We start from the raw sequence: 11,695 nt of genomic DNA, 5'->3' as shown, positions 1-11,695 counted from the left end.
CTCGCGATCGCGATACTGGAGGCGATCGCCACGCTGGCCTTTGCGATCTCGGGCTTCATCGAGGCACGCAAGAACCGCCTCGACTCGGTCGGCACGTTCGTGGTGGCACTCGCCACCGCATTCGGCGGCGGCACGCTGCGCGACATCCTGCTCGAGCGCCGGCCGTTCTACTGGGTCGTGCACGACGACTACGTGATCGTGATCTTCGTGCTCGCGCTGTTCGCGCCGTTCGTGCTGCGGATGTTGTCGCGGCTGTCGGCCGAGCGGCTGCTGCTCGTCGCCGATGCGATCGGGCTCGGGATCTTCAGCATTTCGGGTACGGCAATCGCGCTCGATGCCGAGATGCCGCGCTTCATCGCGGTGATGATGGGCGTGATCACGGGCGTGGTGGGCGGGATCATCCGCGACGTGCTGTGCAACGACATTCCGCTGATCCTGCGCGATTCGCGGCCGTACGCGACCTGCGCGTTCGTCGGCTGCTGGTTCTATCTGCTGCTCGTGTGGCTGCAGTTTGATTCCGTCTACAGCGTGCTGCTCGCGACCGGCTTCATCCTCGTCGCGCGGCTCGCGACGTTCAAGTTCGACGTCAGGCTGCCGCACTGACTGCCGTTGTAGCGTCAACCGCATCGCCAAAACAGAAGGGGCCGTTCGAGACGGCCCCTTCTTTCGTTCAGCGCGAGCGCCGCGTTACGCGATCCGCTCTTCCGACGCCGGGTCGAACAGCACGGCCTTCGACACGTCGAACAGCAGCGACAGCGTCTGTTCGGGTTGCGGGTTCGCGGCCGGATGCACGCGGCTCACGATCCGCTTGCCGTTCACTTGCGCGAACACGTGCGTATCGGGGCCGGTCGGCTCGGTCACGTCGACGCGCACGTCGAACGGCTGCAGGTGCGACGCGTCGCCGTTGTGCGCGTGGCGCACGTCGGTGATGCGCTCCGGACGCAGGCCGAGGATCACCTCGCGGCCGACGTGCGACTTCAGCTTCGCCGCGTCGAACGGCAGGTTCAGCGCGCCGCGCTTGACGCCCGTATCGATCTCGAGCGCGATCCCGCTGCCCTGCTCGACCAGCTTGCCGTTGATGAAGTTCATCGGCGGCGCGCCGATGAAGCCCGCGACGAACAGGTTCGACGGCGAATCGTAGATCTCCTGCGGCGCGCCGAACTGCTGGACGACGCCATCCTTCATCACCGCGATCCGGTCGCCGAGCGTCATCGCCTCGATCTGGTCGTGCGTCACGTAGACGATCGTCGTGCCGAGGCGCTGGTGCAGCAGCTTGATTTCCGCGCGCATCTCGATGCGCAGCTTCGCGTCGAGGTTCGACAGCGGCTCGTCGAACAGGAACAGCGACGGATCGCGCGCGAGCGCACGGCCCATTGCGACACGCTGGCGCTGGCCGCCCGACAGCTGGCCCGGCTTGCGGTCGAGCAGGTGCTGGATCTGCAGCATCTGCGACACGCGGTCGACGATCTGCTGCTGCTCGCTCTTCGGCACCTTGCGGATGTTCAGGCCGAACGAGATGTTCTCGCGCACCGTCATCGACGGATACAGCGCGTACGACTGGAACACCATCGCGATGTCACGATCCTTCGGCGACAGGTCGTTGACGACCTTGCCGTCGATGCAGATCTCGCCGCTCGTCACGGTCTCGAGCCCGGCAATCATGTTGAGCAGCGTCGACTTCCCGCAGCCCGACCCGCCGACCAGGATCAGGAACTGTCCGTCCTCGATCTCGATGTCGACACCCTTCAGGACCGGCACCCCGTTCGGGTAGGTCTTGTACACGTCACGGATGGAAAGGCTTGCCATGCTGTGAATCCTCTGTCTCGTCTCGCGCGGCGCACTCGGGCGCCGCGTCGGGTTCGTTTCGATGCGCCGCGCGCGAGGCGCGGCCGGTTCGTCGTATCGGATGAAGCCGCGCTTACCCCTTCACCGCGCCCGCCGTCAGCCCGCGCACGAAGTAGCGGCCGGCGACGATGTAGACGAGCAGCGTCGGCAGCGCGGCGATGATTGCGCCCGCCATGTCGACGTTGTATTCCTTCACGCCCGTCGACGTGTTGACGAGGTTGTTCAGCGCAACCGTGATCGGCATCGAATCGACGCCGGAGAACACGATCCCGAACAGGAAGTCGTTCCAGATCTGCGTGAATTGCCAGATCAGGCACACCATGAAGATCGGCAGCGACACCGGCAGCAGGATCTTCGTGAAGATCGTGAAGAAGCCCGCGCCGTCGATGCGCGCGGCCTTCACGAGCTCGGCCGGCACGCTCACGTAGAAGTTGCGGAAGAACATCGTCGTGAACGCGATGCCGTACACGACGTGCACGAACACGAGGCCCGGAATCGTGTTGGCGAGGCCGAGCATCCCCTGCAGGCGCGCCATCGGCAGCAGGATCACCTGGAACGGGATGAAGCAGCCGACCAGCATCATCGTGAACAGCGCGTCCGCGCCGCGAAAGCGCCAGTGCGTGAGCACGTAGCCGTTGAACGCGCCGATCAGCGACGAGATCAGCACGGCCGGGATCACCATCTGCAGCGAGTTCAGGAAGAACGGCTTCATGCCGTCGCAGCGCACGCCGGTGCACGCCCCGCTCCACGCCTTCACCCACGGGTCGATGGTCCACGTGGTGGGCGGCGTCAGCAGGTTGCCGGTGCGCAGCTGGTCGAGATCCTTGAACGACGTCGACAGCATCACGTAGATCGGGAACAGGAAATACAGCGCGAACAGGATCAGTGCCGCATAGATCACTGCCCGGCTGATCGTCATCTTAGGCTGCATTGCGGGTGCTCCTCGATTCCATATACATCAGCGGCACCAGCACCGCGACCACGGTCGCGAGCATCATCACCGAGGACGCCGCGCCGAGCCCGAGCTGGCCGCGGTTGAACGAAAACGTGTACATGAACATGGCCGGCAGCGACGACGACGTGCCCGGACCGCCCGCCGTCAGCGCGACGACCAGGTCGAAGGTCTTGATCGTGATGTGGCAGAGGATCAGCAGCACCGAGAAGAACACCGGGCGCATGCTCGGGATCACGATCTTGCGGTAGATGGTCGGCAGCGTCGCGCCGTCCACCTGCGCGGCCTTGAAGATCTCCGCATCGACACCGCGCAGCCCCGCGAGGAACAGCGCCATCACGAAGCCGGTCGACTGCCACACGGCCGCGATCACCACGCAGAAGATCGCCTTGTCAGGATCGCCGAGCCAGTCGAACGAGAAGCTCGCCCAGCCCCAGTCGTGCATCACCTTCTCGAGGCCGAGGCCCGGGTTCAGGATCCACTGCCACGCGGTGCCGGTGACGATGAACGACAGCGCCATCGGGTACAGGAAAACCGCGCGCAGCGCGCCTTCGTTGCGGATCCGCTGGTCGAGCAGGATCGCGAGGAACAGCCCGAGCGCGACGCAGATCGCGATGAACGGAATCCCGAACCAGCCGAGGTTCGCGGCGGAGGTCCACCACACGTCGTTCTGGAACAGGTCCGTGTAACGGCCGAAGCCGTCGAATTCGTAGTTCGGCAACAGTCGCGAGTTGGTCAGCGACAGATAGCCGGTAATCAGGATGAAGCCGTAGATGAACACCACGGCGATCGCGACGCTCGGCGCAAGCACGAGCTTCGGAATCCAGCGATCGGCGAAGGCCGACATCGGCGACGTACGCCGTGCGGCGGCAGCGCCGGATCCGTTTCCGCTAAGAGGGGCAGCCACTTGATTCGACTCCTGGAACGAGGGCGACGCAGGCCGGGCCGGCGCCAGGTACGGCACAAGCCCGCGGGCGAGCCCGTTTGCTGCACATGCAAAAACGCCCGGCCGATGAAGCGTTTCCGGCCGGGCGCCTGTCGCGCGTTACTTGACCTTCGCGGCCTTCGCGAGCGCGGCGACCGCGCTCTTCGAATCCTGCTGCGAGTTCATGAACTTCGTCACGACGTCCGTGATCGCGCCGGCGGTCGCATCGCTTTGCGCCATCCCGTGTGCGAGCGACGGCACGAAGCCGCCCGACTTGATCGCGGTCTGCTCGTCGGCATACGACTTCTTCGCGCAGTCGTCGAACTTGTCCATCTTCACGCCGAGGCGCACCGGCACCGAACCCTTCAGCAGGCTGAACTGTTCCTGGAAGTCCGGCGTCATGATCGTCTTCGCGAGCGCGAGCTGGCCCGGCGTCGCCGCCTTCTCGCCCTTCTGCTGGAAGAACACGAACGAATCGACGTTGAACGTGTACGAATTCGCCGTGCCCGGCACCGCTGCGCAGATGTAGTCCTTGCCCGACTTCTTGCCGGCGTTCTCGAACTCGCCCTTCGCCCAGTCGCCCATGAACTGCATGCCGGCCTTGCCGTTGATCACCATCGCGGTCGCGAGGTTCCAGTCGCGGCCGTTACGGCCGGTATCGAAGTAGCCCTGGATCTTGCGCACGGTGTTGAACACGTCGAGCATCTGCGGCGACGTCAGCGTTGCCTGGTCGAGGTCGACGAGCGCCTTCTTGTAGAACGCCGGGCCCTGCGACAGCACGACGTCTTCCCACAGCGTCAGGTCCTGCCACGGCTGGCCGCCCATCGCGACCGGCTGGATGCCCGCGGCCTTCAGCTTGTCGGCCACCGCGAAGAATTCGGGCCAGGTGGTCGGCACCTTCGCGCCGACCTTGTCGAGCGCGGCCTTGTTGATGTACAGCCAGTTCACGCGGTGCACCGAGAACGGCGCCGCGACGGTGTGGCCCTTGTACTTGATGATTTTGTCGATTTCCGGCGGCAGGTTCTGCTTCCAGTCGCCGGCAGCGGAATCGATGTTGACGAGCACGCCCTGGTCGGCCCAGTCCTGGATCAGCGGGCCCTTGATCTGCGCGGCCGACGGTGCGTCGCCGCTGATCACCTTGGTCTTCAGCGCGGTCATCGCCGCGGCACCGGCGCCGCCCGCGACCGCGAAGTCCTTCCACACGTAGCCCTGCTTCTGCACGTCGTCCTTCAGCACGCCGACGGCCTTCGACTCGCCGCCCGAGGTCCACCAGTGCAGCACCGTTACGTTCTCGGCTGCCTGCGCCGCCACGGCGCCAGCCATCAGACCTGCCGCGCAGAGCGCACCCATGATCGAGCGAACTTTCATTACTTATCTCCTCCAGACTGAATCAACTCGTGAGGTTCCCTGACCGGGAACCGGCTTCTTGATAACGACGGGGAAATCGAGCCGCGGGACGCATGCAGCGTACGGGGCCGATGACCGGCCGGGCTCTTACAGAAAGCGTGAATCGAGATTCAACGGCGTGTCTCCTCTTTGTGTTTCTGGCCCGCCGCGATGATGCGGCGCGAGCCCGGGGCAGACGTCGCGCTGACGATGCGCGCCGTCAATGTCCGATAACATTCGGCACAAGGCGTTCCCGAAGGCGAAGCTCGCGCAGTTCATCGACCGCACTTCTTTTTTTCTTCACCCAGGTGCTACCCCTTGCGGCGGATTGTAGTTAAACTACAATTCAGTGTCAAAAATATTTTTATCGCACTGCGGATCGCTTCCCAGCACCCCAACCCGGCGGAGACACATGCATACCGATTCCAGCTTTACCTTCGTACTTTTCGGCGGCACCGGCGATCTGTCGATGCGCAAGATCCTGCCCGCGCTGTTCGAAGCGCACCGTGCGAACATGCTGGCGGAGAGCGGCCGGATCGTCGCCGTGGCGCGTCATGAATCGGATCGTGCGTCCTATCTCGACTGGGTCGATACACACGTGAAGCCGCACGCGGCCAAGGCCGCCGGCAAGGCGTTCGACGAAGCTGCATGGAAGTCCTTCCTCGATCGCATCGAGTACGTGCACCTCGATCTCGGCCGCGCGGAAGACTACGTCGTGCTGCGCGACGCGGTGGCATCGCTGCCCGGCATCCGCGTGTTCTATCTGGCGACGGGCCCGTCGCTGTTCGTGCCGATCTGCAAGGCGCTCGCGTCGGTCGGCCTGAGCGAAGGCTCGCGCATCGTGCTCGAGAAGCCGCTCGGCTACGACCTGAAGTCGTCGAATGCGATCAACGACGCGGTCGGCGAAATCTTCGCGGAAGGCCAGATCTACCGGATCGACCACTACCTCGGCAAGGAACCCGTGCAGAACCTGCTCGCGCTGCGCTTCGGCAATGCGCTGTTCGAGCCGCTGTGGCGCCGCGAATGGGTCGAGAGCATCCAGATCACGATCGCCGAAGAGCTCGGCGTCGAGGCACGCGGCGATTTCTACGACAATACGGGCGCGCTGCGCGACATGGTGCAGAACCACCTGCTGCAGCTGCTGTCGATCGTCGCGATGGAACCGCCGCATTCGATGGATTCGGATTCGGTACGCGACGAAAAGCTGCGCGTGCTGCGCGCGCTGAAACCCGTCGATCCGCGCGACATCGGCAAGGTTGCCGTGCGCGGCCAGTATCATGCGGGCGTGATCAAGGGCGCGCAGGTGCCGGCCTACGCGACCGAGCCGGGCGTGAAGCCCGACAGCCAGACCGAAACCTTCGTCGCATTGAAGGTCGAGATCGAGAACTGGCGCTGGGCCGGTGTACCGTTCTTCCTGCGCACCGGCAAGCGTCTTGCCGATCGCGTCGCGGAGATCGTCGTCAATTTCCGCCCGGTGCCGCATTCGGCGCTCGGGCCCACCGCGCTGCGCCCCGGCTCGAACCGCCTCGTGATCCGGCTGCAGCCGAACGAGACGATCCGCCTGTACTGCCTCGCGAAGCAGCCGGGCGAAGGGATGAACCTCGCGAGCGTGCACCTCGACCTCGCGTTCGACCAGTTCTTCAAGGAAGGGCAGATGGAGGCGTACCAGCGCCTGCTGCTCGACGTGATCAACGGCCGCCTCGCCCTGTTCGTGCGTCGCGACGAACAGGAAGCCGCATGGCGCTGGGTCGAGCCTATCCTGAACGAATGGGCACGCACGCTGAAGCCGCCGAAGCCGTATGCGGCGGGCACGTGGGGGCCGGCCGCGGCGAGTGCGATGCTCGCGCAGCACGACACCTGCTGGCTCGAAGAAGAGAACTGATGCAAACCGTTGCCGCACACGCCACCGTGCGCGGCAACGTGCCCCACGATTCGTACGATTTGAACAGACAAAGCAGTCCGGAGGAGATGTGATCGAGATCCACGCTTTCGACACCCAGGAAGCGCAAAGCGAAGCGCTCGCGCGCGCCGTCGGCGATGCGCTGCGCGCCGCGCTCGCCGGGCCCGAGCGCCCGACGCTCGCGGTGTCCGGCGGCACGAGCCCGCGCCCGTTCCTGCAAACGCTGTCGCACGCGGCGCTCGACTGGGCCGGCGTCGACGTGACGCTGGTCGACGACCGCTGGGTGCCCGAAGACGACGCAGCCAGCAACGCGCACCTCGTGCGCGACACGCTGCTGCAGCATGCAGCCGCCCCTGCCCGCTTCCTGCCCCTCGTCGACACACGCGCCGCGCTCGACGCGCACGTCGCCGCACTGAACGCGAACGCCGACTACCGCGTGCCGACCGTCGCCGTGCTCGGCATGGGCGAGGACGGCCATACCGCGTCGATCTTCGCCGATGCGCCCGAATGGGATCACGCGATCACGACGCCCGAGCGTTTCGTCGCCGTGCATCCCGGCGCCGCGCCGCATGCGCGCGTGAGCTTCTCGCTCGATGCGCTCAAGCGCGTCGACCGGCTGTTCCTGCTGATCGCGGGCGACCGCAAGCGCGCGGTGCTCGATGCCGCGGCCGCATCGCTGCAGAAGAACGCGATTTCCCAACTGGCCAACGACAAGGGGACCCAGCTCGATGTCTACTGGTGCGCAAAGTAAGGCGGCCGTCGCGGGCCAGCATGCCGACGGCCCGCGCCTGCTCGCGGACGTCGGCGGCACCAACGCGCGCTTCGCGCTGGAAACCGGCCCGGGCGACATCACGCAGATCCGCGTGTATCCCGGCGCCGACTATCCGACGCTCACCGACGCGATCCGCAAGTACCTGAAGGACGTGAAGATCAGCCGCGTGAATCACGCGGCGATCGCGATCGCCAATCCGGTCGACGGCGATCAGGTCACGATGACCAACCACGACTGGACCTTCTCGATCGAGGCGACGCGCCGCGCGCTCGGCTTCGATACGCTGCTCGTCGTCAACGATTTCACCGCGCTCGCGATGGCGCTGCCGGGCCTGACCGACGCGCAGCGCGTGCAGGTCGGCGGTGGCGCGCGCCGCCAGAACAGCGTGATCGGTCTGCTCGGGCCCGGCACCGGGCTCGGCGTGTCGGGGCTGATTCCGGCCGACGACCGCTGGATCGCGCTCGGCAGCGAAGGCGGCCACGCGTCGTTCGCGCCGCAGGACGAGCGCGAGGACCTGGTGCTGCAGTACGCGCGCAAAAAGTTTCCGCACGTGTCGTTCGAACGCGTGTGCGCGGGCCCCGGCATGGAGATCATCTATCGCGCGCTCGCCGCGCGCGACAAGAAGCGCGTGGCCGCGACCGTCGACACGGTCGAGATCGTCGAGCGCGCGCATGCGGGCGACGCGCTCGCGCTCGAGACGGTCGAATGCTTCTGCGGAATTCTCGGCGCGTTCGCGGGCAGCGTCGCGCTGACGCTCGGCGCGCTTGGCGGCGTGTACATCGGCGGCGGAGTCGCGCTGAAGCTCGGCGAACTGTTCACGCGCTCGTCGTTCCGCGCGCGCTTCGAGGCGAAGGGCCGCTTCACGCACTACCTCGAGAACATCCCGACCTACCTGATCACCGCCGAATACCCGGCGTTCCTCGGCGTGTCGGCGATCCTCGCGGAGCAACTGTCGAACCGCTCGGGCGGTGCGTCGTCGGCCGTGTTCGAACGGATCCGCCAGATGCGCGACGCACTGACACCGGCCGAACGCCGCGTGGCCGATCTCGCGCTGAACCATCCGCGCTCGATCATCAACGATCCGATCGTCGACATCGCGCGCAAGGCCGACGTGAGCCAGCCGACGGTGATCCGCTTCTGCCGCTCGCTCGGCTGCCAGGGGCTGTCCGACTTCAAGCTGAAGCTCGCGACCGGCCTCACCGGCACGATTCCGATGAGCCACAGCCAGGTGCATCTCGGCGACACGGCCACCGACTTCGGCGCGAAGGTGCTCGACAACACGGTGTCGGCGATCCTGCAGTTGCGCGAGCACCTGAATTTCGAGCACGTCGAGAACGCGATCGAGATCCTGAACGGCGCGCGGCGCATCGAGTTCTACGGGCTCGGCAACTCGAACATCGTCGCGCAGGACGCGCATTATAAGTTCTTCCGCTTCGGGATCCCGACGATCGCGTACGGCGACCTGTACATGCAGGCCGCGTCGGCCGCGCTGCTCGGCAAGGGTGACGTGATCGTCGCGGTGTCGAAGTCGGGACGCGCGCCCGAGCTGCTGCGCGTGCTCGACGTCGCGATGCAGGCCGGTGCGAAGGTGATCGCGATCACGTCGAGCAACACGCCGCTCGCGAAGCGCGCGACCGTCGCGCTCGAAACCGACCACATCGAGATGCGTGAATCGCAACTGTCGATGATCTCGCGGATCCTGCATCTGCTGATGATCGACATCCTCGCGGTCGGCGTCGCGATCCGCCGTGCGTCGACGAACGGCGAACTGCCCGAAGCCGTCGCGCAGGCGAAGGCCCGCGCGAACGACGATGAAACGGCCGACGTGCTCGACTGGCTGAGCCACGGCGCGTCGCCGGCGGCGAAGGACGTCGCGCGAGACTGACGCGGTGCGGCGGCAGCCGCTTTCTGCGTTCCAAACAAAAACGCCACCGGCGCAGCGCGCGCGGTGGCGTTTTTCATTCTGCCGTCAGGCCGCGGTTCAGGCGCCCGCCTTGACGGGCCGCCCGTGCCAGCGCAGCACGAGGTAGCGGCCGGCGAAACACAGCACGCCCGAGATGCCGATCGTCACGCCCATCGCGAACGGCGTGCCGTCCGCGAGTACGCCGATCGCGACGCTCGCGAGCGCGCCGAGTGCCAGCTGCATCGCGCCGAACACGGCCGCCGACGCGCCCGCGTTGTGCGGATAGCGATGCATGAGGTCGGTCGTGCAGTTCGCCGACAGGATCCCGACCACGCCGACGACGAAGAACAGGCACACGACGATCGACCACAGCCCGCCCCACCCCGTCAGCGCGACGAGCGCGACCGCGAGCGACGCGATGCAGCTCACGAGCGACGCGGCCGCGATGATGCGCAGCGAACCGAGGCGGCCGACGAGCCGCGTGTTCGCGAAGTTGCCGATCATGATGCCGACCACGTTCAGGCCGAACAGCAGCCCGTAGTGCTGCGGCGACACGTGGAAATATTCGATGTACACGAATGGTGTGGCAGTGATGTACGAGAACATCGACGCGAATGCCATCCCGCCGCACAGCATGTGCCCCCATGCGACCGGATCGGACAGGATGCGCCCGTACGACGCGAACGACGCGAGCACGGCCGCGCTCTTGCGCCGCTCCTTCGGCCAGGTTTCGGGCACGCGCAGGTACGCGGTCGCCGCGCACACCGCGCCGAACACGGCCAGCACGACGAACACGCCGCGCCAGCCCGAAAAACGCAGGATCTGGCCGCCGATCAGCGGCGCGAGCAGCGGCCCGACCGCCGTGACGATCGCGACCATCGACAGCACCTTCGCCGCGTCGGTCGGCTCGTGCGCGTCACGCGCGATCGCACGCGACAGCACCGACGCGGCGCCGGCGCCGAGCGCCTGCAGGAAGCGCACGAGGATCAGCATGTCGATCGAGGTCGACACGAAACAGCCGATGCTCGCGAGCGTGAACAGCGCGATGCCGCCGAGCAGCACGGGGCGTCGGCCCCACGTGTCGGACAGCGGGCCGTACAGCAGCATGCCGACCGAGAACCCGGCCATGAAGCTCGTGAGCGTGCGCTGCGCGGCGCCGGGGCTGACGGAGAAGCCGTCGGCGATCGACGGCAGGCTCGGCAGGTACATGTCGGTAGCGATCGGCCCGCAGGCGGCCAGCGCGCCGAGCAACAGGATCAGCCGGGCATCGGGCCGGCGTCGGATGACGTGAGACATGGGTATCCGGAATGGAGCCCGCGCGCATCGGGGCGCGCGTGGCGATGAAGACGGGAGGCCGCGCCGCGAACGGTGCGCTCAGGCCCATGATTGTACGCGCAACTTTTTTACGTGCTGGCGGCCAAGTGCGCGGCTGGCGGGAAAACACCGGCACGACGCCCGCCGCACGGGATCGAGCGCGGGGATTCGATTAAGCTTGCAGCTCCTCGCCCCTCTTGTCTGACCAATTCGACGCACGATCCAACCGATGACCGCTTTCCTGCTGATCTGGAGCCCCAAGAAATGGCCGTGGCCCGACCTGCCCGACGTCGCCGCGCGCGTGAAGGCCGGCGAGGCCGTGCATGACGTGTGGGGCTGCGGCTTCGCGCGCGGCATCCTGCCGGGCGACCGCGTGTTCCTGCATCGCGTCGCGAAGGAGCCCAAGGGCGTGTTCGGCTCCGGCTACGTGACGCGCGCGCCGTACGAGGTGCCCGATCCGTCGACGAAGCGCGGCTACCGGCTGTGCATCGACTTCGTGTACGACTGGCTGGTCGATGCGCACGAGGACGTCGTGATCGCGCGCGACGCGCTGCGCGTCCATCCGTACTCGGTGCAGACCTGGGATGCGCAGAGCTCCGGCACGGTGATCAAGCCGATGGTCGAAGGCCCGCTCGAGAAGCGCTGGGCCGAGCTGACCGGCAAGCGCAAGCCGCCGCCCTTGCCGGATCGATAACGGG

The 11,695-nt window shown here is 66.5% G+C and carries 10 protein-coding genes; 5 read left to right on the top strand and 5 right to left on the bottom strand.

Annotated features, from left to right (window positions below):
• Nucleotides 1-603 (top strand): trimeric intracellular cation channel family protein (locus tag JYJ84_RS17215; protein WP_240201866.1); only part of this gene is annotated, 603 nt, incomplete at its 5' end.
• 84 nt (nt 604-687) lie between these two features.
• Here the strand turns inward: JYJ84_RS17215 and JYJ84_RS17210 are convergent.
• The 4 genes from JYJ84_RS17210 to JYJ84_RS17195 all read right to left on the bottom strand — a co-directional run bounded on the left by JYJ84_RS17210 (nt 688) and on the right by JYJ84_RS17195 (nt 5,090).
• Nucleotides 688-1,806 (bottom strand): ABC transporter ATP-binding protein, encoded by a 1,119-nt coding sequence (locus JYJ84_RS17210; RefSeq protein WP_174976954.1) that lies wholly within the window; start codon nt 1,804-1,806, stop codon nt 688-690.
• Between the two features lie 112 nt (nt 1,807-1,918).
• Nucleotides 1,919-2,776 (bottom strand): carbohydrate ABC transporter permease, encoded by an 858-nt coding sequence (locus JYJ84_RS17205; RefSeq protein ID WP_043181722.1) that lies wholly within the window; start codon nt 2,774-2,776, stop codon nt 1,919-1,921.
• Nucleotides 2,766-3,704 (bottom strand): carbohydrate ABC transporter permease, encoded by a 939-nt coding sequence (locus tag JYJ84_RS17200; RefSeq protein WP_122944702.1) that lies wholly within the window; start codon nt 3,702-3,704, stop codon nt 2,766-2,768. The genes JYJ84_RS17205 and JYJ84_RS17200 overlap by 11 nt, the downstream gene beginning before the upstream one ends.
• Before the next feature lie 138 nt (nt 3,705-3,842).
• Complete coding sequence (locus JYJ84_RS17195) at nt 3,843-5,090, bottom strand: ABC transporter substrate-binding protein (protein WP_122944701.1); 1,248 nt, start codon at nt 5,088-5,090, stop codon at nt 3,843-3,845.
• 430 nt (nt 5,091-5,520) lie between these two features.
• On the opposite strand from JYJ84_RS17195, the gene zwf reads away from it, so the two are divergent.
• The 3 genes from zwf to JYJ84_RS17180 all read left to right on the top strand — a co-directional run bounded on the left by zwf (nt 5,521) and on the right by JYJ84_RS17180 (nt 9,665).
• Nucleotides 5,521-6,990 carry a glucose-6-phosphate dehydrogenase gene (gene zwf, locus JYJ84_RS17190; RefSeq protein WP_122944700.1) on the top strand — a complete coding sequence of 490 codons (1,470 nt, stop codon included), beginning with the start codon at nt 5,521-5,523 and terminating at the stop codon, nt 6,988-6,990.
• A gap of 88 nt (nt 6,991-7,078) precedes the next feature.
• Nucleotides 7,079-7,759: a 6-phosphogluconolactonase gene (pgl, locus tag JYJ84_RS17185; RefSeq protein ID WP_175222811.1), complete on the top strand. Its 681-nt coding sequence runs from the start codon at nt 7,079-7,081 to the stop codon at nt 7,757-7,759.
• Nucleotides 7,737-9,665 carry a bifunctional transcriptional regulator/glucokinase gene (locus tag JYJ84_RS17180; protein ID WP_122944698.1) on the top strand — a complete coding sequence of 643 codons (1,929 nt, stop codon included), beginning with the start codon at nt 7,737-7,739 and terminating at the stop codon, nt 9,663-9,665. Before pgl ends, JYJ84_RS17180 begins: the two co-directional genes overlap by 23 nt.
• Before the next feature lie 96 nt (nt 9,666-9,761).
• Here JYJ84_RS17180 and JYJ84_RS17175 read toward each other — a convergent pair whose 3' ends face one another.
• The gene (locus JYJ84_RS17175) at nt 9,762-10,979 is read right to left on the bottom strand and encodes a Bcr/CflA family multidrug efflux MFS transporter (protein ID WP_175222812.1); all 1,218 of its coding nucleotides are present in this window, start codon (nt 10,977-10,979) and stop codon (nt 9,762-9,764) included.
• Between the two features lie 247 nt (nt 10,980-11,226).
• Here JYJ84_RS17175 and JYJ84_RS17170 point away from each other — a divergent pair, with 247 nt between their 5' ends.
• Entirely contained in the window at nt 11,227-11,691 is a 465-nt protein-coding gene (locus tag JYJ84_RS17170) for a hypothetical protein (RefSeq protein WP_122944696.1), read from the top strand.
• Nucleotides 11,692-11,695 lie beyond the last annotated feature (4 nt).

The sequence above is a fragment of the Burkholderia sp. LMG 13014 genome (assembly GCF_905232215.1).
Lineage (GTDB): Bacteria > Pseudomonadota > Gammaproteobacteria > Burkholderiales > Burkholderiaceae > Burkholderia.
The sequence above is the reverse complement of the archived record's forward strand: the minus strand, read 5'-3'. Positions and strand labels throughout refer to the sequence as shown.

Excerpts from the sequence above, each read along its gene's own strand:
- JYJ84_RS17210 (WP_174976954.1), bottom strand. The coding sequence starts at position 1,806 with ATGGCAAGCCTTTCCATCCGTGACGTGTACAAGACCTACCCGAACGGG.
- JYJ84_RS17170 (WP_122944696.1), top strand. The coding sequence starts at position 11,227 with ATGACCGCTTTCCTGCTGATCTGGAGCCCCAAGAAATGGCCGTGGCCC.
- JYJ84_RS17195 (WP_122944701.1), bottom strand. The coding sequence starts at position 5,090 with ATGAAAGTTCGCTCGATCATGGGTGCGCTCTGCGCGGCAGGTCTGATG.
- zwf (WP_122944700.1), top strand. The coding sequence starts at position 5,521 with ATGCATACCGATTCCAGCTTTACCTTCGTACTTTTCGGCGGCACCGGC.
- JYJ84_RS17180 (WP_122944698.1), top strand. The coding sequence starts at position 7,737 with ATGTCTACTGGTGCGCAAAGTAAGGCGGCCGTCGCGGGCCAGCATGCC.
- JYJ84_RS17175 (WP_175222812.1), bottom strand. The coding sequence starts at position 10,979 with ATGTCTCACGTCATCCGACGCCGGCCCGATGCCCGGCTGATCCTGTTG.
- JYJ84_RS17205 (WP_043181722.1), bottom strand. The coding sequence starts at position 2,776 with ATGCAGCCTAAGATGACGATCAGCCGGGCAGTGATCTATGCGGCACTG.